The organism is Massilia sp. TWR1-2-2 (genome assembly GCF_049897565.1).
Lineage (GTDB): Bacteria > Pseudomonadota > Gammaproteobacteria > Burkholderiales > Burkholderiaceae_D > JAFCUW01.
Genome location: NZ_JAFCWM010000007.1, coordinates 1 through 26362, shown reverse-complemented (window position 1 = coordinate 26362; position 26362 = coordinate 1). Strand labels below are relative to the sequence as shown.

The window sequence follows — 26362 nt, the reverse complement described above, 5'->3', positions numbered from 1 at the left end:
GGGAGGGGAGACTGGCCTCACGCCGTGCAGCGTATTGGTTGTGCAACCGTTAGAGTAATCATTACTCATATGGAAGATTGCAGGTTGATTCAAGTCAAATGATGCACTTCGCTAGCGCCCGATTGAGTTAGCACAAATGCAATAGGTATGACAACCGCAGAATGGGTCTCTTTTCGCAGGCTGCCTTATGAACCCCACATTCAAATCCCTTATTTTGCGGCTCCAGAAAGCCTGGCTGCGCTCACAGATCAACATGCACGCGCGCAGCCTGCAGACCATCGCCGAGCAGCGCGAGAACGACTTCCAGGCCGAATGCATCCTGCACCGCGAGGTCACCGCGATGCGCTCGAAACTGCAGTCGCTATAGTTTTCTGCGCCCGGCCAGCAGCCACTCGAGCGCCTCGAACGCGCCCTGGGTCAGCAACGCCAGCACTGCCGCCGGAATCGCGCCGGCCAGCAGCATGTCGTTGTCATTGAGCGCCAGCCCGATCGTGATCCGCTCGCCGTAGCCGCCGGCGCCGATGAAGGCGGCGATGGTGGCGGTGCCCACGCTCATCACCGCCGCCGTCTTCACGCCCGCCAGCATCACCGGCAGCGCCAGCGGCAGGTCGACTTGCAGCAGCCGGTCGCGCCGCCCCAGGCCCAGCGCCAGCGCCGCCATGCGCAAGCCGTCGGGCACCTGCAGGATGCCGGTGCAGGTGTTGCGCACGATCGGCAGCAGCGCGTAGACGAACAGCGCCACCAGCGCCGGCACCGTGCCGATCGTGCCGAGCAGCGGGATCAGCATCGCCAGCAGCGCCAGCGAGGGCACTGTCTGCAGCACGCCGGTCAGCGCCAGCACGGCGTGGCGCAGGCGCGGCACGTAGGCAGCGAGCACGCCGAGCGGAATGCCGGCCAGGCAGGCCAGCGCCACCGACAGCAGCACCAGCATGACGTGTTCGCGCGTGAGCTTCCACAGGCTGCGGTCGAACAGCTTGGCCATCAGGGCACTGCGCGCCCCTGGCGCTCCGGCCTTCGCGCCGCCCGCCAGCCAGTCGGCGGCGACTATCGCGAAGCTTTTCCCTTGCAGTTCGACCGCCGCGTTCATGGCGATCATCGCCGCCGGCGTGATGCGCCCTTCGAGTTGTTCGATGGCGCGCCAGGCCGCCGGAAAACGCGCCGGCGCATCGCGCCGGTACAGCAGCACGGCGTCGTAGCGCGGGAAGTAGCCGAGGTCGTCGGTGAGCAGGCGCAGGCCGAACTGGCCAATCTTCGCATCGGTCGAATAGATGTCGATGAGGTCGACCTGGCGCTGCGCCAGCGCCTCGTAGGCGATGCCGTGATCGAGCCCGCGCGGCTGCTGCGGCAGGCCATAGCGCTGCGCCAGGCCTGGCCAGCCGTCGGCGCGACCGAGGAATTCGTGCGACAGCCCGAGCTTCAATTCCGGATGGGCGGCCAGTTCGGATAGCTTGCTGACGCCGCGGCTGTCGCCGCGCATCGCCAGCGCATAGGTGTTGTCAAAGCCAAGCGGCACCGCCACGCCGAGGCCGATGCGCGCCAGCGCCGTACGCATCTCGGCCAGCGTGGTCGGCCTGGCGTTCTTGAGGATCTCGAGGTCGATGGTGCCGAGGTATTCGGGATAGACGTCGATGCTGCCGGCCTGCAGCGCGGCGAGAACGATGGCGGTGTTGCCAAGGCCCTGGCGGTGTTCCGCCTTGCCGTGCGCCGCGGCGGTCTGGGTCAGCACTTCGCCGAGAATGTACGATTCGGTGAAGCGTTTCGAACCGACGCGCAGCACAGCGTCGGCGGCCATCGAGGTAGACGCAAAAATGAATACTGCGAACCAGAGAATGGCCGCGACAAGTCTGGTGCGCACGCACTCTCCAGGAAAAATCAGTCGCGCCAGCTTACCACCGGCGCGCGCAGCACGCCTGCATTGACCACGCCACGGCAGGGGTTGAGGCCCATTGCGTACGACAGGTCGGCGGGACGGGCGATGTCCCATAGCGCGAAATCGGCGCGCTTGCCCACTTCGATGGTGCCGATGTCCGCTTCGCGCCCGAGCGCCCGCGCGGCGTTGACGGTGCAGCCGGCCAGCGCCTCCTGCGGCGTCAGGCGCCACAGGGTGCAGGCCATGTTCATCGCCAGCAGGATCGAGGTCAGTGGCGACGTGCCGGGATTGCAGTCGGTGGCCACCGCCATCGCCACGCCGGCCGCGCGCAGCATCGCTACCGGCGGCGGCGTGGTGTCGCGCAAAAAGTAGTAGGCGCCCGGCAGCAGCACCGCGACCGTGCCGGCGGCGGCCATCGCGGCAACGCCCGCTGCGCCCAGGTGCTCCAGGTGGTCGGCCGACAGGCCGTTGTAGCGCGCCACCAGCTCGGCGCCGCGCTGGTCGGACAGCTGTTCGGCGTGCAGCTTGACCGGCAGCGCGAGCCGGCGCGCCGCGTCGAACACGCGTTCGGTCTGCGCATGGGAAAAGCCGATCCGCTCGCAGAAAGCGTCGACCGCGTCGACCAGGCCTTCGGCGGCCAGCTGCGGCAGCATCGCGCAAACGGCGCCGATGTAGTCGTCGGGCCGGCCGCTAAACTCCGGCGGCAGCGCATGGGCGCCGAGGAAGGTGGTGGCGACACTGACCGGCAGCTCGGTTGCGACCCGGCGCGCCACGCGCAGCATCCTGGCCTCCGATTCGAGGTCGAGCCCATAGCCGGACTTGATTTCGATCGTGGTGACTCCCTCGGCCAGCAAGCTGGCCACGCGCGGCAGGCTTTGGAGCAGCAGCTCGTCTTCGGTGGCGGCGCGGGTGGCGCGCACGGTCGACATGATGCCGCCGCCGGCGCGGGCGATGTCCTCGTAACTGGCGCCGTTAAGGCGCGCTTCGAATTCGTCGCTACGGTTGCCGGCGTGGACGATGTGCGTGTGGCAGTCGATCAGGCCGGGCGTAAGCCAGCAGCCGCCGCCGTCGACCAGGGTGGCGCCGTCGACCGGCGCATCGGCGCGCGGCCCGACCCACGCGATGCGGCCGTCGCGCACCCGCACCGCGCCGTCGCGCTGCTCGCCGTAGCCGCCGGCCATGGTGGCCAGGTGCAGGTTGACGAAGACGGTGTCGCCAGGCTCCCTCATGGGACCTCGGCGCCGAAGAAGATATCGACGATGAACACGGTCGCTTCGCTCGACTCCAGCGTCCACAGGGTATCGGTGTCGAACATCGCCGCGTCGAAGCGCACCATGCCGATGCGCTCGTCGTCGCTGCTGATCGACAGGCTCTCGCCTTCGGCCAGGAACAGCAGCGAGCGGTCGCCGCGCGGCGCGAACACCGAGCTGCCCGACAGGCGCCGGATGCCGAACTTGTGGTGGCATACCGTGCGCCGCGTCATGACGTTAAAGTCGATGGTCGGCGCGCCGGCGAGCGTGGCCTGGATCGCCAACTCGCCGGCGAACTCGATGATGACTTCGTCCTCGCCGAGCACGAAGCGCCCGCTGTTGTCGACGTCGAGCACCATGCCGGGACCTTCCACCAGCACCAGTGTCCGGTCGACTCCGGGAAACAGCGAGAACGGTCCGTTTTGCGAAATCGTCGCCAGGCTGACGCGCCAGTCGAAGTCCGACAACAGCGCCCCGGGCGGCTCGATGGCGATCTCGGTGGTGCTGCCGCCGCCGTTTTTCCACGGCACCGGCGCCAGGCTGGCGAAGGCAATCAGCATGGTCATGAGCGAACCTCCCGCAGGTTGGCGATAGCCTGTTTGTAGCCGCTGGCGATGGCGTCCTGGTCGGCGTGGCGCCCCGCTTGCACCACCCAGCGCCCGCCCGCCAGCACGTCGCGCACCAGGTTGTCGTTGCCGGCAAAAACGAAGATGCCGAGCACGTCGCCGGGCGGCGCGCCGGCCAGGTTAGGGTGTTCGCTATCGAGCACCAGCAGGTCGGCGCGCATGCCGGCCGCCAGCGCGCCAACCTTGCGCCCGCTCGCCTGCGCCCCGCCCTGCAAGGCGCCCTGCCACAGGAACTCGCCGACCTTGCGCTGCGTCGGCGACACCGCGACGTTGCGGCGCTGGTGCTGCAGGCGCTGGCCGTATTCGAGCCAGCGCAGTTCTTCGACCGGGCTTTGCGAAACGTGGCTGTCGCTGCCGATGCCGAAGCGCCCGCCGGCAGCGCTGAACTGCGCCAGCGGGAACAGGCCGTCGCCCAGGTTTGCCTCGGTGGTGGGACACAGGCCGGCGACAGCGCCGCTGGCAGCGATGCGCTCGACTTCGTCGGCGTCGATGTGGGTCGCGTGCACCAGGCACCAGCGCGCATCGAGCGCGAGGTGCTCGGACAAGTAGCGCAGCGGGCGCATGCCGGTGGCGGTTTGGCACTGCAGCACCTCGCCCTGCTGTTCGGCGATGTGGATGTGCAGCGGGCGGCCGGCCGGCATCGCCCGCGCCAGCTGCTGTATCTGCGTGATCGACGCGGCGCGCAGCGAATGCGGCGCCGCGCCGATTTCGAGCTGGCCGCCGCGCATCGGTTCGAGCGCCTCGACCATCTGCAGCACCTGCGCCGGATCGGTGCGAAAGCGCTGCTGGTCGGCGCCGAGCGGCAGGTCGCCAAAGCCGGCATAGCTGTACAAGACCGGCAGCATCGTCAGGCCGATGCCGGCGGCGCGCGAAGCGGCGACCACCCGCTCGGCCGTTTCGGCCGGCCGCGGATACAGCGTGCCGCCGGGCGCGCGCTGCACGTAATGGAATTCGCACACCGCCGTGTAGCCGTGGCGCAGGCACTCGACGAACAGCTGGGCGGCGATGGCTTCGATCTGCTCGGGCGTGATTGTGCGCGCGAAGCGGTACATCAGCTCGCGCCAGGTCCAGAAGCTGTCCGGGTTGTCGCCGGCTGTTTCGGTCAGGCCGGCCAGCGCGCGCTGGAAGGCGTGCGAATGCAGGTTGACCATGCCCGGCACCACCAGCTGCGCGATCTCGATCCCTCCGACTGGAATCGAACCGGAAGTGACCGACATCAGCGTGCCGCCGGCGTCCCACTCGATCAGGACATCCGCCTCCCAGCCATGCGGCAGCAAGGCGTGGCGGGCGAACAGCCGCGCGTTCACTGGCGGACCCAATCGGCGGCGGCCGCCACCATCTGGCGCAGCGCCGGCTGGATCCGGCGTGCCACGTCCGGCCGGTAGGCGAACGGCGTGCTCTCGTCCATGTACAGACACTGGCACATTTCGAGCTGGATCGCGTGCACGTTGGCGGCGGGGCGGCCGTACTGGCGGGTGATGTAGCCGCCCTTGAAGCGGCCGTTGACGGCGATGCTGTACTGACTCGCTGCGGGCGCCGCGGCCACCACGGCGTCGGCCAGCCCTTGGTCGCACGAGGCGCCGTCGGCGGTGCCGAAGTTCAGGTCGGGCAGGCGGCCGTCGAAAAAGCGCGGCACCGTCGACGCGATCGAATGGGCATCCCACAGCACCACCTTGCCGTGCAGCGCCAGCAGGCGATCGAGTTCGGCGCGCAGCTGCTGGTGATAGGGCCGCCAGTAGCGCGCCAGCCGCTGCCGCACGTCGGCGTCGGACGGGTCGTGGCCGGCGAGGTACAAACGCTCGCGGCCGAAGGTGTCGACCGGGCACAGGCCGGTGGTGTCCATGCCGGGATACAGGTTGGTGTCCTCGGGCGGGCGGTTCAGGTCGATGACGTAGCGCGACCAGCGCGCGGCAATGGTCGAGGCGCCCATCTCGCCGAGGAAGTCATACAGCTGCGGCAGGTGCCAGTCGGTGTCGGCCCTGGCCAGCGCGCACGGCGCCATGCGGGCCGCTATGTCGTCCGGGATGTCGGCGCCGGCATGCGGCATCGACACCAGGATCGGGATACTGCCGGCCTTGAACTCGAAATCCATCGTCACTCCTGGCTTTACTTATTGATACAGCGCGGCGAATACTTCCTTGCACGAGGCGCTCAGCGTTCCGTCGATGACCATCTGCTTGGCCGCTTCGATGTCGGGCGCGAAGAAGCGGTCGGCATCGAAGAACGGCACCTGGCGCCTTAGTTGCTCATGCACGTGCTCGAGGTGCGCGGAGCTCGTCAGCGGCCGGTGGAAGTCGATGCCCTGCGCCGCCGCCAGCAGCTCGATGCCGACGATGACAGCTGTATTGTGCGCCATATCGTCGAGCCGGCGCGCGGCGAAGGTGGCCATGCTGACATGGTCTTCCTGGTTGGCCGACGTCGGCAGGCTGTCGACGCTGGCCGGATGGGCCAGCGACTTGTTCTCCGACGCCAGCGCGGCGGCGGTGACGTGCGCGATCATGAAGCCGGAATTGACGCCGGGGTCGCGCACCAGGAATGGCGGCAGACCGGACAAGGTGGCGTCGATCAGCAGCGCGATGCGGCGCTCGGCCAGCGCGCCGATTTCGGCGATCGCCAGCGCCAGCGTGTCGGCGGCAAAGGCGACCGGCTCGGCGTGGAAATTCCCGCCCGAGATAATGGTGCCATCGAAAATGAGCGGATTGTCGGTCACCGCGTTCGCTTCGATGAGCAAGGTGCGCGCAGCGTTATTAATAATGTCCATCACAGCGCCCATGACCTGCGGCTGGCAGCGCAAGCTATACGGATCCTGCACCCGCTCGTCGCCGACCAGGTGCGAGGCGCGAATGGCGCTGCCGGCCATCAGCTCGCGGTAGATGGCGGCGGTGGCGATCTGGCCAGGTTGGCCGCGCACCGCGTGCACGCGTGCATCGAACGGGGCGTCGCTGCCCTTGGCGGCATCCAACGACAGCGAGCCGGCGACGATGGCCGCCTCCAGCAGGCGCTCGGCCATGAACAGGCCGTGCAGCGCCAGCGCGGTCGATACCTGGGTGCCGTTGATCAGCGCCAGCCCTTCTTTGGCGGCCAGCACCACCGGGGCGATGCCGGCGGCGGCCAGCGCTTCGGTGGCATCAAGCAGTTCGCCGTTGACGCGTACCTGGCCGACGCCGAGCATCGCCAGCGTCATGTGAGCCAGTGGCGCCAGGTCGCCCGAGGCGCCGACCGACCCCTTGGCCGGAATGGCCGGCATGATGCCGGCGTTGTACAGCGCGACGAGGGTTTCGACGATGACCGGGCGCACGCCCGAATAGCCGCGCGCCAGGCTGCCGATCTTCATCAGCATCACCAGGCGCACCACGGCGTCCGACAGCAGCGCGCCGGTGCCGACCGAGTGCGACAGGATCAGGTTGCGCTGCAGCTGCTCGAGCTGCTGGTCGGGGATGCGCTGCCTGGCCAGGATGCCGAAGCCGGTGTTGATGCCGTAGGCGGCGTCGCCCTTGGCGACGATCGCGCGCACCGCCGCGGCGGACGCTTCGATGGCCGGCCAGGCGCTGTCGGCCAGCACCACCGGGGCGCTGGAAGTCCACACCGCGCGCAGGTCGGCCAAGGTCATGACACCAGGGATCAGGGTCCAGCTGTCGGTTGAAGTAGTCATCATTATTTGATCATTGGTGTAGCAGGAGGTTCAGGCAGCACGCTGCCTGCCTGCGAAACGACCGTTCCTTGCAAGGAACGGTTCCCGTCCTGCAGGACCATAGGGAGGTCAAGGTGGTTCCGCTCGGCGCAGGCGATTGCGGTTTCGTAGCCGGCATCGGCGTGGCGCATCACGCCCGAGCCGCTGTCGTTGACGAGCACGCGGGCCAGCCGCCTGGCGGCGGCCTCGCTGCCGTCGGCGACGATCACCATGCCGGCATGCTGAGAGTAGCCCATGCCGACGCCGCCGCCGTGGTGCAGCGAGACCCAGGTGGCGCCGGCTGCCGTGTTGAGCATGGCGTTGAGCAGCGGCCAGTCCGACACCGCGTCGGTACCGTCGCGCATGCTCTCGGTTTCGCGGTTCGGGCTGGCGACCGAGCCGGTGTCGAGGTGGTCGCGGCCGATGACGATCGGCGCCTTCAGTTCGCCGGTGCGCACCATCTCGTTGAAGGCGAGGCCGGCGATGTGGCGCTCCCCCAGGCCCAGCCAGCAGATCCGCGCCGGCAAGCCCTGGAAGGCGATCCGCTCGCGCGCCATGTCGAGCCAATGGTGGACCTGCCTATGGTGCGGGAACAGCTCCTTGATCTTGGCGTCGGTCTTGTAGATGTCTTCCGGGTCACCCGACAGCGCGACCCAGCGGAACGGCCCGCGCCCTTCGCAAAACTGCGGCCGGATATACGCCGGCACAAAGCCGGGGAAGGAGAAGGCGTCGGCGATACCCTGGTCGAACGCGACCTGGCGGATGTTGTTGCCGTAGTCGACGGCGCGCACGCCCATCGCGTGGAAGTCGAGGATCGCCTGCACATGGACGGCGCACGATTCCGAGGCGGCCGCTTTCAGGCGCGCGTGCTCGGCCGGGTCCTGCTGCGCGGCCTTCCATTCGGCGACGCTCCAGCCGAGCGGCAGGTAGCCGTTGATCAGGTCATGCGCCGAAGTCTGGTCGGTGACGAGGTCGGGCACGATGCCGCCGGCTTTGGCGCGCCGCACCAGCTCCGGCAGCACCTCGGCGGCGTTGCCGAGCAGGCCGATCGAGACCGCTTCGCGCGCGGCGGTGTGCTGCTCGATCAGCGAAATGGCGTCGTCGATGCTGGCGGCCTGCTTGTCGAGGTAACCGGTGCGCAGGCGGAAGTCGATGCTGCTCTGCTGGCACTCGATGTTGAGCGAGACGGCGCCGGCGAAGCTGGCCGCCAGCGGCTGGGCGCCGCCCATGCCGCCCAGGCCGGCGGTGAGGATCCAGCGCCCGCCCCAGTCGCCGCCGAAGTGCTGGCGGCCGGCTTCGGCGAACGTTTCGTAGGTGCCCTGGACGATGCCCTGGGTGCCGATGTAGATCCAGCTGCCGGCCGTCATCTGGCCGTACATGAACAGGCCCTTGCGGTCGAGTTCATTGAAGTGCTCCCAGGTGGACCACTTCGGCACCAGGTTCGAATTGGCGATCAACACGCGCGGCGCATCGACGTGGGTCTGGAAGACGCCGACCGGTTTGCCGGACTGGATCAGCAAGGTCTGGTCGTCGCCTAGCGTGCGCAAGGACGCCAGGATCTGGTCGAAGCAGGCCCAGTTGCGCGCCGCGCGTCCGATGCCGCCATAGACCACCAGGTGCTGCGGATTTTCCGCCACTTCCGGATCGAGGTTATTTTGCAGCATGCGGTAGGCAGCTTCAGTGAGCCAGCTCTTGCAGGCCAGTTCGGTGCCGCGCGGGGCGCGGACGACGCGGCTGGAATCGAACCGCGGGTCGACGTCGTGACTTGGATCGGTGCTCATGGCAGCTCCTGGAATTGGGTAGGCCCCTGAAGTCTAGGTTGTCTATACAAGTTCGTCAACACTTTTCGGCGGCCTGCCCGGCCCCGCTCACTTGCGCTGGTAGACCTTGCGCCCGGCGACCCAGGTTTCCAGCACGCCGGTGTTGTGGATGGCGCTGGCCGGCATGGTGAACAGGTCCTGGTCGATGACGATGAAGTCGGCCCACTTGCCCGGTTCGAGCGAGCCGAGTTTGTCCTCCTGGTGGCCGGCGTAGGCGGCGTCGAGGGTGAAGCAGCGGAACGCCTCTTTCAAGGTCATCGCCTGGCCGGCATACCAGCCGGCGGCCGGCTGGCCTTGCGCATCCTGGCGCGTGACGGCGGCGTGGATGCCGAAGAACGGGTTGGGCGACTCGACCGGGAAGTCGGAGCCGCAGGCGATGCGCGAGCCTTGCTCGAGGAAGGTGCGCCAGGCGTAGGCGCCCTTGATACGCTCGGCGCCGACGCGCTGCTCGGCCATGTTCATGTCGGACGTGGCGTGGGTCGGCTGCATCGACGGGATGATGCCGATGCCCTTGAAGCGGGCGATGTCGCCGAGGGCGACGACCTGGGCGTGCTCGATGCGGTGGCGCTGGCCGGCGCTGGCGGTGCTGGTCACCAGCGCCTGGTAGCCGTCGAGGATCTGGCGGTTGCCGGCGTCGCCGATGGCGTGAACGTTGACCTGGTAGCCCTTCTTCATCGCCTTTTCCATCGTCGCGCGCATCGACGCGTCGCTACTGAACAGCAGGCCGCGCGAGGACGGCTCGTCGCTGTAGGGCGCGATCAGCGCCGCGCCGCGGCTGCCGAGGGCGCCGTCGGAGTACAGCTTGACGGCGCGCAGCGCATACATGTCGCCGGCGTAGGTCTTCAGCGGGCCTTTGGCGGCGAGGCGGTCGAAGTCCTGTTCGACGCCGCCGATCATGCCGTACACGCGCACGGTGAGCTTGCCGTGGTCGGCGTAGTCGCGGTAGAGGCGGTCGTTGCCCGAGTCGACACCGGCGTCGTGCACGCTGGTGATGCCGACGCGGGCGATTTCGGCCAGCGCGCGGTCGAGCACCACGCGCGCCTGCGCCTCGGTCTGGTTCGGCATGACCTTCTGCACCAGGGACTGCGCGGCGTCGACCAGGATGCCGGTGGCGTTGCCGGCGGCGTCGCGCATGATCTTTCCACCGGCCGGATCGGGCGTCGTGTTGGTGATGCCGGCCAGCTGCAGCGCGCGGCTGTTGGCCCAGCCGGCATGGCCGTCGACGCGTTCGAGCCAGATCGGGCGGTCGGCCAGCGCGCCGTCGAGTTCCGCGGCGGTGGGGAAGCGGCCCAGCTTCCAGATCTCCTGGTTCCAGCCGCGCCCGCGCAGCCACGGCTGCTTCGGATTGGCGCCGGCGTAGGCGCTGACAGCTTTAAGGGCGTCGGCCAGCGAGGCCGTCGTCGACAGGTCGAGCTGGGTGAGCATCTCGCCCAGGCCGAATACGTGGCCGTGGGCGTCGATCAGCCCTGGCAGCACGGTACGCCCCTGCATGTCGATATGGCGCGCCTTGGGCGCCTTGGCCGCTACCTCGGAGGCGCTGCCGACGGCGGTGACCTTGCCCTTGTCGTCGAACGCCAGCGACGTGAATCGCACCAGCTCGTTCTTGCTGTTGAGGGTGTAACCGTTGGCGCGGTCGAGCACTGTATCGGCCTGGGCGGCGCCGAGCGCTCCCATGGAAGCGAGGACAAACAGGGAACTGTGCAGCAGGGCCAGGCGCATGGTTTTCTCTCCGTTGAGTTGAACTGGAGAGTGTATAGACATTTGTGAAATGGTCAATCCGGCATGCAGGTCGCCGCTCAGAGGGCGTCGTGGAAGATGATGCCGAGGGTGTGGCGCAGGCCCGCGCGCAGCCGGCTGACGCCGTGCCGCATGTTGACGCGGTAAGGGCCGCGCGCGCCGTTCACCGGGCGCAGGCTGACCGGGAAGATGACGGCGTCGCCCAGCGCCAGCGGCACCACCTCGGCGCGCGACTGCATGCGCGGGCGCTGCTCGGTGAGCACGAATTCGCCGCCGGCGAAGTCGTCGCCGGGGCGCGACAGCAGCACCGCGACCTGCAGCGGGAATACGTGTTCGCCGTACAGGTCCTGGTGCAGGCAGTTGTAGTCGCCCTCGCGGTAGCGCAGCACGAGCGGCGTTGGCCGCAACTGGCCGGCGGCGTGGCAGCGGGCGATGAATTCGGCGTGCTGCGGCGGGAAGCGCTTATCGATGCCGAGCGCGCCGTACCAGCGGTTGGCGATGGCGGCCAGTTGCGGATACAGCGCGGCGCGCAGTTCGGCCAGCGCCGGCGGCAGCGGATAGGCGAAGTACTGATATTCACCGCGGCCGAAACCGTGGCGCTCCATGACCACGCGGCTGCGGTAGAGCTGCGGCGAGTCGTAAGCGGCCGCGTACGCGGCGCATTCGGCCGCCGTCAGCAAGCCTGGCACGACGGCGCAGCCATGCTCGTCGAGGTCGGCGGCGATGCGCTGCCACTGATCGCCCGTCATGCCTTGCCCTCGCGCTCGAGCAGCGCCGCCTTGCGCTCGACGCCCCAGCGGTAGCCGGACAGGGTGCCGTCCTGCCTGACCACGCGGTGACATGGAATGGCGACGGCGACCGGATTGGCGGCGCAGGCGCCGGCGATGGCGCGCGCGCCGGATGGCACGCCGACCCGCTCGGCCAGTTCGGCGTAGCTGACGGTGGCGCCGGACGGTATCGCGCGCAGCGCCTGCCAGACGCGCTGCTGGAACGCGGTGCCGCGCACGTCGAGCGGCAGGTCAAGGCCGATGGCCGGCGACTCGACCAGCCCGACGACTTTGGCGACGGTCGCCTCGAAGTCCAGCTCGGCGCCGCGCAGTTCGGCGCGCGGGAAGCGGTCTTGCAGATCGCGTACCAAGCGCTCGGGATCGTCGCCCATCAGGATGGCGCAGATGCCCTTGTCGGTGGCCGCCACCAGGATCGCGCCGAGCGAGCAGGCGCCGATGGCAAAGCGGATCGAGGCGCCGCTGCCGCCGGCGCGGTACGTCGTGGCGCTCATGCCGAGCACCTCGCTCGATGCGGCGTAAAAACGCCCGCTCGAGTTGAAGCCGGCGGCGTAGATCGCATCGGTCACGGTAGGCGCGCCGGCCAGGCCTTCTTGCAGGCGGCGCGCGCGGCCGGCGGCGCTGTAGGCTTTCGGCGTGATGCCGGTGTGGGCCTTGAAGACGCGGTGAAAATGGAAGCGGCTCATGCCGGACGCCTGCGCCAGGCTGTCCAGGTCGGGCGCCTCTTCGGCGGCGTCGATCAGGCGGCAGGCGCGCGCCACCGCCGCGGCATGGCGCTCGGCCAGCGGCGGCTGGTCCGGTTTGCAGCGCAGGCAGGCGCGAAAGCCGGCCAGTTCGGCCTCGGCGCAGCTGTCGTGGAAGCGCACATTGCGGCGCAGCGCCGGCCGGGCGCCGCACGAGGGCCGGCAGTACACGCCGGTGCTGCTGACCGAATAGTAGAACTGGCCGTCGGCCTCGGCGTCGCGGTTCTGCACCGCCTGCCAGCGTCCGGCGTCGCCGCGGTAGCCGGCCGATTGGATTGCTGCGTTCATGATTTTGCCTCTGTGGGTGGGAGCCGAACCAGCATCGTGCACCCTGCGGCGGCGAAAGAAACCCCGGGTCTTGCTTTTGAATTGAAGTGCTAGAATCGGATTATCGCCCGCCCCTCGGAGAGTAGTTTGGAAGAACAGATCGCGCAAGACAGCACGCCTATTTTCCAGCGCATCAAGGACTATCTGGTCAGCGAAATCGCGGCCGGCCGCTGGAAAGAAGGAGAAGTGGTGCCGTCCGAGCAGGCGCTGGTGCGCCAGTTCGGCGTCTCGCGCATGACGGTCAACCGCGCCGTGCGCGAACTGACGGCCGAACAAGTGCTCACGCGCCGGCAAGGCTCGGGCACGTTCGTCGCGCCGAAAAAATACCAGGCGACGCTGGTCGAGATCAAGAGCATCGCCGACGAGATCCGCGCGCGCGGCCACGTCCACCGCAGCAGCCTGCGCAAGCTCGAAGCGGGCCGCGCCAGCGACGTTCTGGCGCAGCAGTTCGCGCTGGCCGCCGGCAGCGCGCTGTTCCATTCGGTGATCGTCCACTTCGAAAACGACACGCCGATCCAGGTCGAGGACCGCTGGGTCAACCCGGCCTGCGCGCCGCGTTACCTGGAGCAGGACTTCAGCGTGCTGACGCCGAACGAGCACCTGATGGTTGCCGCGCCGCTGCAGGGCGCCACCTACAGCATCGAAGCGCTGGCGGCGCCGCGCGACGTGGCCGAGATGCTGGCGATCGATGCGCGCGAAAGCTGCCTGGTGCTGCGCCGCCGCACGACGTCGTCGGGGCATGTGGCGTCGGTGGTGACGATGTGGCATCCGGGCGCGCTGTACCAGTTCACCGGCAGCGTCGGATAGTTGCGCCTTGCCGGCGCCGGCAAGGCGGGAAAGGCACGCGCTTGCGCATTGCTCAACATTTCGTACGAACCACCGCCCCTTTTTGGGAAAATAGGTTATTATTTCGTCTAATCCCCCGCCTGACGCCCCCTTTGACGCCCCTCCACTTATTGAATTTGCGGACTCCGTCGCCACCATAAGTGTTGCAACAAAAGGAAGCTGGCCGGCGTGCCGTCGCAGGATCCGACGAACGTCTGATCGGCACGCGGCGGCGTAATTTGATCCCTACCCTCAATTGAGGAAGAAAACATGAGCGAAAATATTAAACACATCACCGACGCATCTTTCGAAGCCGACGTCCTCAAGTCGGAGCGTCCGGTGCTGGTCGATTTCTGGGCTGAATGGTGCGGTCCCTGCAAGGCCATCGGCCCGATCCTCGAAGAGGTGGCAAAGGAGTACGACGGCAAGATCCTGATCGCCAAGATGGACGTCGACGCCAACCAGGCGGTGCCGGCCAAGTTCGGCATCCGCGGCATCCCGACTCTGATCCTGTTCAAAAACGGCGTTGCCGCCGCCCAGAAGGTGGGCGCCATGGCCAAGGGCCAGTTGACTTCGTTCATCGACAGTAACATCTGATATGATGCGACGGCAGCGCGCCCGCGCTGTCGTCCAATCCGGCCGGGAAGCGAAGCAGCCTCGTCTGAATCCTCCCCAAATAATTAACCCACGCAATCCCCTCCCCTACCTTTACTTTCCCGTCACGGGACTCAACTCATGCACTTATCTGAACTGAAGGCAATGCACGTCTCGGCGCTCCTCGAGATGGCAATTGGCCTCGATATCGACAACGCGGCCCGCCTGCGCAAACAAGAACTGATGTTCGCGATCCTGAAAAAGCGCGCGAAGTCAGGCGAACAAATTTTTGGCGACGGCGCCCTCGAAGTGCTGCCGGACGGCTTCGGCTTTCTGCGCTCGCCCGACGCCTCCTACATGGCCTCGACCGACGACATCTACATTTCGCCGTCGCAGATCCGCCGCTTCAACCTGCACACGGGCGACTCGATCGAAGGCGAAGTACGCACCCCGAAAGACGGCGAGCGCTATTTCGCGCTGGTCAAGGTCGACAAGGTCAATGGCGAATCGCCGGAAGCGTCGAAGCACCGCATCCTGTTCGAGAACCTGACCCCGCTGCACCCGAACGAGCCGCTGCGCCTCGAGCGCGAGATGATGGGCCAGGAGAACATCACCGGCCGCATCATCGACCTGATCGCGCCGATCGGCAAAGGTCAGCGCGGCCTGCTGGTGGCGTCGCCGAAGTCGGGCAAATCGGTCATCCTGCAGCACATGGCGCACGCGATCACCGCGAACCATCCTGACTGCACCCTGATCGTGCTCTTGATCGACGAGCGCCCGGAAGAAGTGACGGAGATGCAGCGTTCGGTACGCGGCGAAGTGGTCGCATCGACCTTCGACGAGCCGGCCACGCGCCACGTGCAGGTTGCCGAGATGGTGCTGGAAAAAGCCAAGCGCCTGGTCGAAATGAAAAAAGACGTGGTGATCCTGCTCGACTCGATCACCCGCCTGGCGCGCGCCTACAACACCGTCATTCCAGCGTCGGGCAAGGTACTCACCGGTGGTGTCGACGCCAACGCGCTGCAGCGTCCGAAGCGTTTCTTCGGCGCCGCCCGTAACATCGAGGAAGGCGGCTCCCTGACCATCATCGCCACCGCGCTGATCGAAACCGGCTCGCGCATGGACGACGTGATTTTCGAGGAGTTCAAGGGTACCGGCAACATGGAAGTGCACCTCGAGCGCCGCCTGGCCGAGAAGCGCGTCTACCCGGCGATCAACCTGAACAAGTCGGGCACCCGCCGCGAAGAGCTGCTGATCAAGCCGGACCAGCTGCAGAAGATCTGGATCCTGCGCAAGCTGCTGTACTCGATGGACGAGATCGAAGCGATGGAGTTCATCCTCGACAAGATGAAGGCGACGAAGAACAATAACGAGTTCTTCGACCTGATGCGCCGCGGCGGCTAACGCCCCCTGCAGCATCACAAAAAAGGGGACGCCGCGGCGTTCCCTTTTTTCGCTTGGGAGACCATCATGGCGCTCAATTCCGGAACCGACGAAGCTGACCTTGCCAACGGCGATTGGGCGGCCTATATTCTGAAGATGGACAGGCGCCTGATCGTACTTGAAACCCGGTTCGACACCATCTTGCCGACACTTGCAACGAAAGCCGATCTGATCGAACTGAAGGCGGCGGTGAGGGCGGACATCGTTGCGTTGCGCATGGAAGTCTACGCCTTCAAAGCCGAGATCCAGCGGTGGATGACCGCGACGCTGCTCACGATGCTCCTCGGTTTCGCCGGCATGATAGTGACAATGTTGAAGCTGTTGCCCCCAGGCTGAGCCCTGGTATTGCCTTCCACCCTCAACCACCTGTATAATCGCCGGTTGCAGTAACAAACCCCTGGCAAGTGATCGGCAACCGGGTCAAGAGGCTCGACGACCGACGAAGTGCAGATTGGCTACCAAACTTAAAGAGGCAAGACCATGCGTAAAGATATCCACCCAGATTACCGCGATGTCGTATTCCACGACGTTTCGTGCGACTTCAAATTCGTTTCCCGCTCGACCATCCAGACCCGTGACAAAATCACCCACGAAGGTCAAGAGTACCCACTGGTCAAGATCGAGGTGTCGGCTGAATCGCACCCGTTCTACACCGGCAAGCACAAGATCGTCGACACCGCTGGCCGCGTTGAGAAATTCCGCCAGAAATTCGGCGCAGTCGGTTCGAAGACTGCCGTCGCAAACGGCTAAGTTTCCGGCCGCAAGTAAAAAAAGCAGCTACGGCTGCTTTTTTTTCGCGGATACTACGCACTATTTCCGACTTTCAGGGCTGTGCCCGTGACCAAACAGTTATCGATGAAGCCAGTCCGCCTAGCCGCCGCCGCTACCCTCGCCTTGCCACGCTGGGCCATTTTCGGGCTCGGCCTGTTATATATCCTGCCCGGCCTGATCGGGCGCGACCTGTGGAAAGACGACGCGGCCAGCTTCGGCATCATGTGGACGATGGCGCACGGCAGTGTCAGCGACTGGCTGCTGCCGAACGTCGCCGGCCTGCCGCTGGCCGACGAAGGCCCGCTGGCGTTCTGGCTCGGCGCGCTCTGCATCAAGCTGCTCGGCTGGCTGCTCGGCGACGTCATGGCCGCGCGCGTGTCGACGATCGGCATTTTCGTGCTCGGCGCGCTGTCGGTCTGGTACACCGCCTTCCACCTGGGCCGGCGCCCGGATGCCCAGCCGCTGCGGCTGGCCTTCGGCGGCCAGCCCGAGCCGGACGACTACGGCCGCACGCTGGCCGACACCGCCCTGCTGATCTACCTCGGCTGCCTCGGCCTGCTGCTCAACAGCCACGAAACGCTGGCGGTGACGCTGCAAGGGTCGCTGCTGGCCTTCTTCCTGTACCGCGCGGTGCGCTACGTCGAGGCGCCAAGCCTGGGCAATGCCGGGCTGATCGGCCTGGCGCTGGGCACGCTGACGCTCACGCGCGGCTGGCTGCCGCCATGCACCCTGGCGCTGGCGCTGTTCCTGTGCACCCGTTTCCTCGACTTGCCGGCCGCGCGCACGCTGCGCGACCTGGGCTACGCCGCGCTGGTGGCGTTGCTGATCGCACTGCTGTGGATCGTGCCGGCGGCGACGCTGCGCCCTTACCAGCTGTCGCCGGTCGACAGCTGGATGGCCTGGAACCTGAGCCAGATCGGCCTGCCGAGCCTGCATTCACTGAAAGCGTTCCTCAAGGTCGGCATCTGGTTCTTCTGGCCGGCCTGGCCGTTCGCGATCTGGGCGACCTACGCCTGGCGGCGCCAGCGGCGGCTGCTGCACATCGTGCTGCCGCTCAGCTTTGCCGGCGCGCTGACCTTGCTGATCCTGTTCGATCCGGCGCCGGAAAGCGGCGACCTGCTCAAGCTGCTGCCACCGCTGGCCATCATGGCCGCGTTCGGGCTGCCGGCGATGAAACGCGGCACCATCAACGCGATCGACTGGTTCTCGGTGATGGTGCTGACCATGATTGCCGGCGGCATCTGGCTGTGGTGGTGCGCCACGCTGACCGGCTGGCCGGCGCAGCTGGCCAAGAACGCAGCGCGGCAGTCGCCCGGCTTTCACGCCGAGTTCGGCATCATCGCGTGCCTGGTGGCTGCCGCGGCCACCATCGGCTGGTTCGTGCTGGTGCACTGGCGCATCTCGCGCCAGCCGGCGGTGCTGTGGCGCGCCGTGGTGCTGTCGTCGGGCGGGCTGATCCTGTTCTGGGTGCTGCTGATGACGCTGCTGCTGCCACAATTTAATTACAGCAAGAGCTACAACAACGTGGCGCAGCAAATCGCCGCCAAGCTGCCGGAAGGCGGCGCCTGCATCCTGACCAATGTCGGAGCGGCCCAGCGCGCGTCGTTCGCCTTTTACGGCGGCTTGACTTTCGCCAGCTTCGGCGACGAACAATGCGACTTGCTGCTGCTGCAGGACAGCATGGACCTGAGGGATGACGGCGAAATCACGCAAGCCTTCCGCGGCAAGCAGTGGGCGCTGCTGTGGGAAGGACGGCGCCCGTCCGACCCTGACGAACGGTTCCGCCTGTACCGCCGCGTCAAGTAAGACCGCGCAGCAGATGGGCCGCGGGCCGCCCGGCACGCCTGGCGGCAGCGACGTGCACGTCGATTCGACTTGAGAAATATCAATTCGCTACGGAAATTGACGCCGAGAATATAGAACTGGTCAACGGTTCCATCTCGGGGAGCTCATCATGAAAAGCGTGTCGATGTCTCAAGTGGTCAGGGCGCACGATGCATTCCGTTTCCTGTGGCCGATCCAGTCGCGGGGCCAGCTGGTCTCGCTCGGGTTGGCGCTGGCAGTCGGCCTGACCTTCATCGCGATGCTGTGCGCGGCGATCGACCCGAGCGCGCCGCTGGCCTACATCGTGATCCCGGTATTGCTCGGCGGCCTGGCGCCGGTGTTTGCCGCGCTGCCGGGGCGCTTCCAGGTGCACACCCGCTTCCATGCCCAGCATTTCGTCAAGACGCTCGATGAAGCGATCCGGGCCATGGGCTACCACCGCGCCGAGTCCGTCGACGGCCAGTCCTGCTACCAGCCACAGGCAAGGATCGTCCACTGGAAGGAAAACGCGATCGCCATCAAGGTCAGCGATCACGCCATCGTCGTCGTCGGCCCGGTGTTCGTGCTGCGCATGCTGCAGCAGCGGCTGACTGGCTAAGGCGCGGCGGCGAGCGATCCCGGCCAAAACAGTTGCCGCATCCTGCTAAATCAGCCATAATGCGGGTCGCGTTGCCGGGATGGCGGAATAGGTAGACGCACGGGACTCAAAATCCCGCGCTGGAAACAGCGTGCCGGTTCGATTCCGGCTCCCGGCACCATGATCATGTTTGAAGAAGTCCAGCAGCAACCAATGACCCGCAACTCTCCCTGTGAGAATGCGGGTTTTTTGTTTGTTGAGGGCTTTTGGCGTCCATTTACATCCGGCAACCTTGCATCCATACTTTCATCCATGGATTCAAACCTCAAAACCGCATGGATGCAAGATGCCAAAACTCGCTAAACCTCTGACCGACACCCAAGCACGAAGCGCCAAACCAAAAGAGAAGGCCTACACTCTGGCCGATGGCGGTGGCATGTATCTGGAGATCATGCCGAGCGGATCTAAGGTTTGGCGCATGGCCTACCGCCAGCCGAACGGCAAGAACAACCGGCTCACGTTCGGCCCCTACCCCGAAATCTCGCTCCTGGACGCCCGGACGAAGCGTGCGGCGGCGCGCAAGCTGCTGGCTGAAGGCATCGACCCCGGACAGGCCAAGCGCGAAGACAAGCACGCAAGGAGCGTTGCGGCCATCCATACCTTTGAGGCTGTGGCGCGCGCATGGCTTGCGAAGACGGCGGCGGACCGCGCCATCAGCACCCAGGAAAAGAATACCGCATGGCTAGAACGGAATATCTTTCCTGTAATCGGCGCAATGCCTGTGTCCACCATCAAGCCACGCGACGTATTGAGCGCGTTGCACATTATTGAGGCACGCGGTGCGATTGAGTCCGCGCACAAGATCAAGCAACTATGCGGGCAGGTGTTCCGGTTCGCGGTAGCAGGCGGGCTGGCGGAACGTGACGTGACTGCCGACCTGCGCGATGCGCTTGCGACGGCGCCAGAGGCCCACTACGCGGCTATCACGGAGCCAAAGCAAGCGGGCGAACTTCTGCGCTCCATACACGCCTACACCGGCCATCCCTACGCCGTCGCGGCGCTCAAGCTGTCGCCGTTGGTGTTCGTGCGTCCTGGCGAGCTGCGGGCTGCGGAGTGGACGGAGATCGACCTTGACGCCGCCGAGTGGCGCATCCCCGGTAGCAAGATGAAAATGAAGACGGATCACTTGGTCCCGCTGTCCACGCAAGCGGTGGAGTTGCTGCGGGCGCTCCATTCGATGACGGGGCATGGCAAATATGTGTTCCCCAGCGTCCGAACTGGCGAGCGCTGTATGAGTGAAAACACGATCAATGCGGCGCTGCGCGCCATGGGCTACGGCAAAGAGGTGATGACCGGTCACGGCTTCCGCGCAATGGCCCGCACGATCATGGATGAAGTGCTCGGTGAACGCGTGGACCTGATCGAGCACCAGCTCGCCCATGCCGTCAAAGACCCGAACGGGCGCGCCTATAACCGCACGGCACACCTACCGGCCCGCCGCCTCATGATGCAGCGCTGGGCCGACTACCTCGACGCAATTAGACAGGGCGGCAATGTGGTTGTCGCCAACTTTGGAAAGGCAGCATGAACGACGAAAAGATTTACCCTAGCTGGGGCGCATTTGGAACGGCAACCGACAACAGCGCACCGGAGCCAAGATCGGAAGCCGTCACTGGTGCCAGTGACAGCGCATGGGAGCTGAAAATAACGGTGGGTGGCTTCGGGATTGAGACTAAACCCACGGACACCCCGGAGCAGATCGCGGCGGCGATGCGCACCGCAGCCGAGATAGACGCAGAGAGGAAATTGACCGTCCTGCTCCCAAAATTACAAAATACCAACCATGCTCTTGTTCCGTTTATAGCGCGGGCAATGCGGAGTGTTCGCGCTACAGGCTTTGACCTTGAAAGCCTCGGTCGCGTTTGGATTGAGCTTGTGCGCATGGCCGGCACTGATGAATCACCGGATGAAGTAACAGGCTACATACATGGCAAAGGAATTCGGTATCGAGGCGGAATTTACGGACGAACACAGGGATCGGAATTCGACCACTATGCACGCCGAACGCTTGCCGCGCTATTCAAACGGCAGGAAGAACATCACGCCAAGTCACGTCAGGTCACGTCAAGTCACGCCAGCTAGACCGTCAGAATTCAAACCGATATCGTTCGGTCTGTTGCTGCTCACCGGCAGCAAACAGACACTTACGAAAGGTATCAGACATGACGAACGTAATAGCATTCCCCCTCCCGCCAAACACCATGACGGGAGAAATTATTCTCCGACTCCCACAGGTCAAAGGCCGCTGCGGCCTTGGTCGCGCTAGTATCTACGCCGGAGTGAAGAATGGCACCTTCCCCGCCCCGGTCAAGTTGGGCGAGCGGGCTGTTGGCTGGCTCGCATCATCCGTCGATGCTTGGATTCAGACCCGCATTCAAGCCAGCCATCAGAAGGTGGCGGCATGAGCATAAACACCAAGCGCCCACACAGCCCGCTCAGCGTCGAACACTTCCACGCGGTTGACCTCGCCACCGTGACGCAGACGATGACCGAATCACAGCTTGAATACTCCATCGACATGGGCGGCTTCACGGTCCATCACGGCACGCGCCACGGCGTGCCCATCATCATTGCCGAACACCACAATCAGAAGGCCGACGAGCTGTCCGGCATCTGGTATGACATCGGCCAATGAGGGAAGACGTGACGATGCAGAAAATCAAATTCTCCGCCCTCGACCTGATCGACAAGCGCGCCGTGTCCTGGCTTGCCGATGAAGCGGAAACGCTGACGGCGTTCGTCACCGCAGCCGCAGTCCACCCCGGCGAACTTTTGGAGGCCGCTGCCTTCATGAAGGAGTTCCTGAAAGGGACGGCGGAGCACTCGGCGCTGGCCGACAGGCTGCGACTTGGCGACACGAGCACCGAAAGCATTCTGGCCTGTATCGGGCGCTGCGCGCCCACCTACCGGACGCTAGCCGAAAGCACCGATGCCGAGCTTGATGAGTTGCTGGCCGACCTCAAGAGCACCGCTACGGCCTCCTGATGCGACAGGATGCACCGACAGCGGCCGATCCATCGGCAATGTCATACACGCCGTTCTCGTCGCTGCTGCACGCCGTCACGCCTGCCACTCTCAGCGAAGCGCGGCGGCGGGTGGCGAAGCTCGACAGGGCCGACCTGATCCAGCGATACCGGGCGGCGTATGCGGACGGCAAACGCCTGACCGCTTACGCCATGGCGGGCGAGCTGATCGAGCGCGGCATCCCTCCGTGTTTTTGGCATGAACGGCTGGCGCTGGTCAGCGCCAGCGTCAACCAGCTGGCCGATTTGGCAATGGCAGACTTGGCATGGCTGCGCCGCCAGCACCCCGGCCATGCAAGCGCGGCGCGATACCAACGAGGCAAGGCGCTGTTGACCGGCAGCGAGACGGTTTTTCTCCGTGAAGCCGAGTTCGCTTTTTATGCAGGCAAGCGCCCAGCGTGGAAACTTGCTGGATCGTTAAGCATGACGAAACGCCAACAGTGGGAGTCTGCATACCTCCGCTCGACGCCGATCAAGCGAGAGGCAGAGGCCACAGCTATCCTCGGCGAGCGGGTGCGACAAACATTGCATGACAACCTGCAAACGGTCCACAGGACGCCCACGTTCAGCGAGGCGGACGCGCAGGCGTCGCTCGCGCGCCGTCATGCACTCTGGCATTGCTCGCGCATGGGCAAGGGCGAAAGCGCGGCCATGATCGCGGCACGCTACATGCTGCTGAGCGGCGAAACGATGACGAGACAGGCGGCGGCAAAACAGCTTGAAAAAGTGCGCGCCGTGCTACGTGAAAAAATAGGTGACTATTTGTGTGGGTAGCCCCGAACTCGGGTCGAAAAATTGTGTTTTTTGGAACGTAGTTCCACATTGTTCCACGCCACCCCCTAAACACACCTCCACGCCCGGAGAATCGAACATCCGATGGGGTGGCAAAAAGAGGCGACCCGAGGGGGTGGCACAAGGCCCAATTGAGGGGGTGGCAAAAAGCACCCCCTTGCCACCCCCTCATTCCACATTGTGAGAACCAACGCGCAACCAACGCGCAACCAACGCGGGGCAATTTCTGCCCTCAGACGAGGGAAAACCCGTCATCCCAACCGGCCCGCCGTATTGCTTGACGACACCATTGCAAAACCCGTAAGATCGCCTACCGGTTCGACAAGCCGACCAACTGTAGAGGAACACACGCAACATGAAGTGCATCACACTTGAACACGCAACAGACCGTCTGGACGTCATGACCATCACCCAATCCATCGACAGCGGCCCATTCATCACACATCACGGACACATCGAAGGCGTCCCGACAATCATCATCTCAACCTGTCGAGGCGCGGGCGACTGCTACGTGATCCAGTAACACCCACCCGGTAGGACAACAAGGTAAGCGGAACGACCCGCTTACCTTGTTGCCTTGCCCAGTAAGTCACCAGTGACTTACCAGCGCCAGCACCGGCCCCAAAAAGTGAAAGTCCTAGAATATAAGTATTGCCGCGATGGGGTAGCTTTCATCAACTTTGGAGCGCCAGCCGTCTAACCTTACAGGGGGGGGCACCGACCGCATGTCCTGGCTGCTGGCGCTCGTGGGCAGAGAGCCATGCGACATCGCCGACCGCGCCCGCTTCAGCACCGGCACCGTCTAAGCGCCCGCTACGGCTGGCGCTGGTGGCGTAGCAACACGGTTTATGCTCCCCCTGCATGACGCTCATGTCGCCACCTCACGCGAACTTGAGCGTATTACGGCAGCGCTGGCGCTGGCCTACTTCGCCGCAGGAAAATACGGCTTGAACGCTTCCTGCAATTCAGGCGAAAGAGCGTTGAAGTCGATCCGCTGGGTGATGATGGCCGCGCGCAGTTTGTCAGGACTCCCGAACGCTCGGACCGATTGTGATGCCAGGTCGCGCGCAAGCTGTTGCAAGACTGGAAGCGGTGTCTCGTTCAAGTCGCGCACGTCGAACACTTCCCCGGCTTCGTCTCCGCCACACTTGCCGCCGCGCATGGTGAACACGGTTCCATACTCGGAAAGGTCATACAGGCGCTGCCCCGGCGCTGGATTGCGCCACTTGTAGTAGCCCGCAAGGATGTAATACGAGCTTGCCGCATCCTTCACCTTGCCGAACACCCACATGTGAGCCGTGAACCGTTCTTCATCGTAAAGCTGGCTACATGCCGCGCGCAGGTCGTCGGGGAACTGGTCGAGGTTGATCCGGTCGAGCGGCACTCGCAAGCCGAGGACAGGGACGGTCAGAAATTGCGGTGGCTTGTTGCTGCCGGTCGCACTGGCGGCAGTGCTGATTGCGAGCAATGCAGTCGCGAGGATTCTAGTAACGGAAGACAGCATTTTTTGGCCTCTCCTTGCGGTATCGTGGACCCGCCCAATAGTCGTTCTGGATGAAGTCGGAAATCCAATTTCGTCCGTCATATCCTGCAACGTGCCCGGCGTTGTTCGTGCTTTTTTCATACGGTTCCATCACCATGATGTCACCCGGCATAAAGTTGAACGTGTCGGGGTTGGCCACGATTATTTCGTGAAAGCCAAGCCTCAGCAGCGTTGGGCCATATTCCTTGCCGGTTCCGGGGTTGGAGCCATTGAAGTTCGCGCCGCCAGCTTGCAACGCCTTCCGCACATACTCGCCGCATCTTCCCTTCCCCGGTGGCATTAGGGCTGCATTGTCACGCAGGTGCTTCGTGAATTTTTTTATGTCAACTGGCATGATTCACCTCACGCGATTTTATTTGCAGCCGCGTCCCAGCCGCCAATGGTCGAGCCGCCAGCTCCGCCGCCAATCTTCTGTTGGACATAGCGCCATTTCACCTTGGAGAATTTGAGGTTGACGTTCTCGATCAGGTAGGAATCCGCGCCGCCAAGGTGAGGCTTGACCATACCGATAAGCACGTTTTCCAGTTCGATTTCAAAATACTTCACGCGCGCGCCAGTGCCATCAGCGCGGAAAAGCTCAATTTTGGCTTTGGGGATCGTCTTGCCGCACGCGCAGGTTTGCAAGAGTAACGGTGATGAGATGTCGGCCAGCTTGGAGAACGATATTTCCGACAGTTCGGCGCGCTCGGCAGTGTGGCCGCCGCCTGTCGAAGCGGTCGCGCTCTTGGGTTGGTGGACGCCCCAATTTATGCCGGTAGCTTCGATCCAGCCAGGATGAGCGGAATCCGCAGATTCGCCCTTGATGCCTTCGATTTGCAGGTATGCGTCAATTGCCATTTTGAAACCCCGTTCCGGTTGTGCGGAATGGGCATTGTTGCTTGCCTGAACGGTGGCCGGGTTGACTGGCGACAAGATAGTGGACGGTGCTCGCGGCTTGGCCCTAGGCAGTTATGAGCGGTCCGGCACCAGTCCGCCACATAAACATGCCTTCGGGAAAGCGACGCTACAGTCCCTCGAATAGCTCCCCAACAGAAATCCCGAACGCGGCGGCAACCCGCTCAATGCCGTCCAAAGACAAGTTCGATGTGCCCCGCTCAATCCGGCTCATATAGCTGCGAGCGAACCCGCACGCGTCCGCAAAGTCCTCCTGAGAGACTCCTGCGTCGCGGCGTAGTTGGCGCACCCGTTCGCCCAATGATTTTCTCAGCGTTTCCACGCTGACACTGTCGAGCAATGTATACTAAATCACCACGCTCTGATCGTGACATTTTTGAACATCTAAATTTCAGTTAGGAAGCTATGCGGCCCAATACCATTCCAATGTTTGCCATATCTATCTTGGCCGCTCTTATCCTGTCAGGTTGCGGCAAGTCGTCCGAAGAAATGCAGGCCCAAGAGCGCGCTCTCGATAGCAATTCGACTATGTTGGCTTCATGCGGATTCGAGACTGTCTCTCCGGTTAGAATCTCGACATTGAGCGGAGAGGAAACTGCTGCCATCTGCGAAAAAATGACCAAGACGCTTGGAAAAAATCCCTCAGTTAGGCTGCTTAGACAGCTATCAAAGGCGGTGTCACTGTTACCGGAAACCGGCGGAAAAGACGACCGGATCGGCAACGCCTATCAATTCATGCGTATTTCCGAGTCAAGAGGACAGTTGGAAAATGATGATGCCATGATTGCGAATTTTAAAGTCGTCTTTAAAATCGTCACCGGCATGGACGGACGTGTAACGGCGAAAGACCTGAATATTTTTCTGAGCAATGTGGGGCGTGGGGCGAAAACCATGAGCGATGACGGCCTGATTCATAGCGCCGCCGTGTTGTCGGTAATGAAGCAAAATCAGGGCGAGTGAATGAGATGTGCGACAGCGCGCCAGCCGTGCTTTGCTGGCGCTGCTCAACCAGGGTGGGGAGCCGGCACCGCCAGTGCCGTCACATACTGACTCAACGGCGTGTTGTTAGCAGGGCGTTGAAAAAGGCATGAATACCTTCGGGTTTTATCGATGATCAGTCGAAATTTATCGATCCAAACCCGCATGCCTCCTGAGAACCAAGTTCTAGCCGCTTTTCAGGGCGATTTC

At 64.4% G+C, this 26362-nt stretch carries 29 protein-coding genes, 1 tRNA gene and 1 pseudogene; 17 read left to right on the top strand and 14 right to left on the bottom strand.

The window, feature by feature from the left end; translation table 11 throughout:
• Positions 1-214 precede the first annotated feature (214 nt).
• Positions 215-367, top strand: a complete 153-nt coding sequence (locus tag ACP7DD_RS08325; RefSeq protein ID WP_426174255.1) for a hypothetical protein — start codon at positions 215-217, stop codon at positions 365-367.
• Here the strand turns inward: ACP7DD_RS08325 and ACP7DD_RS08320 are convergent.
• The 10 genes and pseudogenes from ACP7DD_RS08320 to ada form a co-directional block, all read right to left on the bottom strand.
• Positions 362-1792, bottom strand: a complete 1431-nt coding sequence (locus ACP7DD_RS08320; RefSeq protein WP_426174467.1) for a glycine betaine ABC transporter substrate-binding protein — start codon at positions 1790-1792, stop codon at positions 362-364. The genes ACP7DD_RS08325 and ACP7DD_RS08320 overlap by 6 nt on opposite strands.
• Before the next feature lie 80 nt (positions 1793-1872).
• On the bottom strand, positions 1873-3099 hold the full coding sequence (gene hutI / locus ACP7DD_RS08315) for an imidazolonepropionase (protein ID WP_426174254.1): 1227 nt from the start codon (positions 3097-3099) through the stop codon (positions 1873-1875).
• Positions 3096-3686 carry a HutD/Ves family protein gene (locus ACP7DD_RS08310; RefSeq protein WP_426174253.1) on the bottom strand — a complete coding sequence of 197 codons (591 nt, stop codon included), beginning with the start codon at positions 3684-3686 and terminating at the stop codon, positions 3096-3098. The genes hutI and ACP7DD_RS08310 overlap by 4 nt, the downstream gene beginning before the upstream one ends.
• Positions 3683-5053, bottom strand: a complete 1371-nt coding sequence (locus ACP7DD_RS08305) for a formimidoylglutamate deiminase (protein ID WP_426174251.1) — start codon at positions 5051-5053, stop codon at positions 3683-3685. The genes ACP7DD_RS08310 and ACP7DD_RS08305 overlap by 4 nt, the downstream gene beginning before the upstream one ends.
• Positions 5050-5838, bottom strand: a complete 789-nt coding sequence (hutG, locus tag ACP7DD_RS08300; protein ID WP_426174250.1) for an N-formylglutamate deformylase — start codon at positions 5836-5838, stop codon at positions 5050-5052. The genes ACP7DD_RS08305 and hutG overlap by 4 nt, the downstream gene beginning before the upstream one ends.
• A gap of 18 nt (positions 5839-5856) precedes the next feature.
• Positions 5857-7398: a histidine ammonia-lyase gene (gene hutH / locus ACP7DD_RS08295; RefSeq protein WP_426174465.1), complete on the bottom strand. Its 1542-nt coding sequence runs from the start codon at positions 7396-7398 to the stop codon at positions 5857-5859.
• A 95-nt stretch (positions 7399-7493) separates the two neighbouring features.
• A pseudogene (gene hutU, locus ACP7DD_RS08290) lies at positions 7494-9197 on the bottom strand (urocanate hydratase); the annotation flags it as partial.
• Positions 9198-9284: 87 nt separating this feature from the next.
• On the bottom strand, positions 9285-10955 hold the full coding sequence (locus ACP7DD_RS08285) for an amidohydrolase (RefSeq protein ID WP_426174248.1): 1671 nt from the start codon (positions 10953-10955) through the stop codon (positions 9285-9287).
• A gap of 77 nt (positions 10956-11032) precedes the next feature.
• On the bottom strand, positions 11033-11722 hold the full coding sequence (locus tag ACP7DD_RS08280) for a 2OG-Fe(II) oxygenase (RefSeq protein ID WP_426174247.1): 690 nt from the start codon (positions 11720-11722) through the stop codon (positions 11033-11035).
• A complete protein-coding gene (gene ada / locus ACP7DD_RS08275; protein WP_426174246.1) occupies positions 11719-12789 on the bottom strand; it encodes a bifunctional DNA-binding transcriptional regulator/O6-methylguanine-DNA methyltransferase Ada in 1071 nt (356 codons plus the stop codon). The genes ACP7DD_RS08280 and ada overlap by 4 nt, the downstream gene beginning before the upstream one ends.
• Positions 12790-12915: 126 nt before the next feature.
• Here ada and hutC point away from each other — a divergent pair, with 126 nt between their 5' ends.
• The 15 genes from hutC to ACP7DD_RS08200 all read left to right on the top strand — a co-directional run bounded on the left by hutC (position 12916) and on the right by ACP7DD_RS08200 (position 22719).
• A complete protein-coding gene (gene hutC / locus ACP7DD_RS08270; RefSeq protein WP_426174245.1) occupies positions 12916-13635 on the top strand; it encodes a histidine utilization repressor in 720 nt (239 codons plus the stop codon).
• 288 nt (positions 13636-13923) lie between these two features.
• The gene (gene trxA, locus ACP7DD_RS08265; RefSeq protein ID WP_099787177.1) at positions 13924-14250 is read left to right on the top strand and encodes a thioredoxin TrxA; all 327 of its coding nucleotides are present in this window, start codon (positions 13924-13926) and stop codon (positions 14248-14250) included.
• A 138-nt stretch (positions 14251-14388) separates the two neighbouring features.
• Positions 14389-15651: a transcription termination factor Rho gene (rho, locus tag ACP7DD_RS08260; protein WP_099787178.1), complete on the top strand. Its 1263-nt coding sequence runs from the start codon at positions 14389-14391 to the stop codon at positions 15649-15651.
• Between the two features lie 66 nt (positions 15652-15717).
• Positions 15718-16026 (top strand): hypothetical protein, encoded by a 309-nt coding sequence (locus ACP7DD_RS08255; RefSeq protein WP_426174244.1) that lies wholly within the window; start codon positions 15718-15720, stop codon positions 16024-16026.
• A gap of 144 nt (positions 16027-16170) precedes the next feature.
• On the top strand, positions 16171-16440 hold the full coding sequence (locus ACP7DD_RS08250; protein WP_099787180.1) for a type B 50S ribosomal protein L31: 270 nt from the start codon (positions 16171-16173) through the stop codon (positions 16438-16440).
• Between the two features lie 105 nt (positions 16441-16545).
• On the top strand, positions 16546-18267 hold the full coding sequence (locus ACP7DD_RS08245; protein ID WP_426174243.1) for an ArnT family glycosyltransferase: 1722 nt from the start codon (positions 16546-16548) through the stop codon (positions 18265-18267).
• Positions 18268-18415: 148 nt separating this feature from the next.
• Positions 18416-18883 carry a hypothetical protein gene (locus ACP7DD_RS08240; RefSeq protein ID WP_426174241.1) on the top strand — a complete coding sequence of 156 codons (468 nt, stop codon included), beginning with the start codon at positions 18416-18418 and terminating at the stop codon, positions 18881-18883.
• Between the two features lie 73 nt (positions 18884-18956).
• Positions 18957-19043, top strand: a tRNA-Leu gene (locus ACP7DD_RS08235).
• A 5-nt stretch (positions 19044-19048) separates the two neighbouring features.
• Positions 19049-19225, top strand: coding sequence for a hypothetical protein (locus tag ACP7DD_RS08230; RefSeq protein WP_426174240.1), 177 nt, complete (start codon positions 19049-19051; stop codon positions 19223-19225).
• Entirely contained in the window at positions 19209-20450 is a 1242-nt protein-coding gene (locus ACP7DD_RS08225) for a tyrosine-type recombinase/integrase (RefSeq protein ID WP_426174239.1), read from the top strand. The genes ACP7DD_RS08230 and ACP7DD_RS08225 overlap by 17 nt, the downstream gene beginning before the upstream one ends.
• The gene (locus tag ACP7DD_RS08220; protein WP_426174238.1) at positions 20447-21004 is read left to right on the top strand and encodes a hypothetical protein; all 558 of its coding nucleotides are present in this window, start codon (positions 20447-20449) and stop codon (positions 21002-21004) included. Before ACP7DD_RS08225 ends, ACP7DD_RS08220 begins: the two co-directional genes overlap by 4 nt.
• 80 nt (positions 21005-21084) lie before the next feature.
• Positions 21085-21327 carry a helix-turn-helix transcriptional regulator gene (locus ACP7DD_RS08215; protein ID WP_426174237.1) on the top strand — a complete coding sequence of 81 codons (243 nt, stop codon included), beginning with the start codon at positions 21085-21087 and terminating at the stop codon, positions 21325-21327.
• The gene (locus tag ACP7DD_RS08210; RefSeq protein ID WP_426174236.1) at positions 21324-21557 is read left to right on the top strand and encodes a hypothetical protein; all 234 of its coding nucleotides are present in this window, start codon (positions 21324-21326) and stop codon (positions 21555-21557) included. The genes ACP7DD_RS08215 and ACP7DD_RS08210 overlap by 4 nt, the downstream gene beginning before the upstream one ends.
• 8 nt (positions 21558-21565) lie before the next feature.
• Positions 21566-21907 (top strand): hypothetical protein, encoded by a 342-nt coding sequence (locus ACP7DD_RS08205; protein WP_426174235.1) that lies wholly within the window; start codon positions 21566-21568, stop codon positions 21905-21907.
• The gene (locus ACP7DD_RS08200; protein ID WP_426174234.1) at positions 21907-22719 is read left to right on the top strand and encodes a hypothetical protein; all 813 of its coding nucleotides are present in this window, start codon (positions 21907-21909) and stop codon (positions 22717-22719) included. Before ACP7DD_RS08205 ends, ACP7DD_RS08200 begins: the two co-directional genes overlap by 1 nt.
• Positions 22720-23659: 940 nt before the next feature.
• Here the strand turns inward: ACP7DD_RS08200 and ACP7DD_RS08195 are convergent.
• The 4 genes from ACP7DD_RS08195 to ACP7DD_RS08180 all read right to left on the bottom strand — a co-directional run bounded on the left by ACP7DD_RS08195 (position 23660) and on the right by ACP7DD_RS08180 (position 25463).
• Positions 23660-24241, bottom strand: coding sequence for a hypothetical protein (locus ACP7DD_RS08195; protein ID WP_426174233.1), 582 nt, complete (start codon positions 24239-24241; stop codon positions 23660-23662).
• The gene (locus ACP7DD_RS08190; RefSeq protein WP_426174232.1) at positions 24222-24614 is read right to left on the bottom strand and encodes a CHAP domain-containing protein; all 393 of its coding nucleotides are present in this window, start codon (positions 24612-24614) and stop codon (positions 24222-24224) included. The genes ACP7DD_RS08195 and ACP7DD_RS08190 overlap by 20 nt, the downstream gene beginning before the upstream one ends.
• An 8-nt stretch (positions 24615-24622) precedes the next feature.
• The gene (locus ACP7DD_RS08185) at positions 24623-25117 is read right to left on the bottom strand and encodes an Hcp family type VI secretion system effector (RefSeq protein WP_426174464.1); all 495 of its coding nucleotides are present in this window, start codon (positions 25115-25117) and stop codon (positions 24623-24625) included.
• Positions 25118-25283: 166 nt separating this feature from the next.
• Entirely contained in the window at positions 25284-25463 is a 180-nt protein-coding gene (locus ACP7DD_RS08180; protein WP_426174463.1) for a helix-turn-helix domain-containing protein, read from the bottom strand.
• Positions 25464-25579: 116 nt separating this feature from the next.
• Here ACP7DD_RS08180 and ACP7DD_RS08175 point away from each other — a divergent pair, with 116 nt between their 5' ends.
• Entirely contained in the window at positions 25580-26134 is a 555-nt protein-coding gene (locus tag ACP7DD_RS08175; protein WP_426174231.1) for a hypothetical protein, read from the top strand.
• Positions 26135-26362 lie beyond the last annotated feature (228 nt).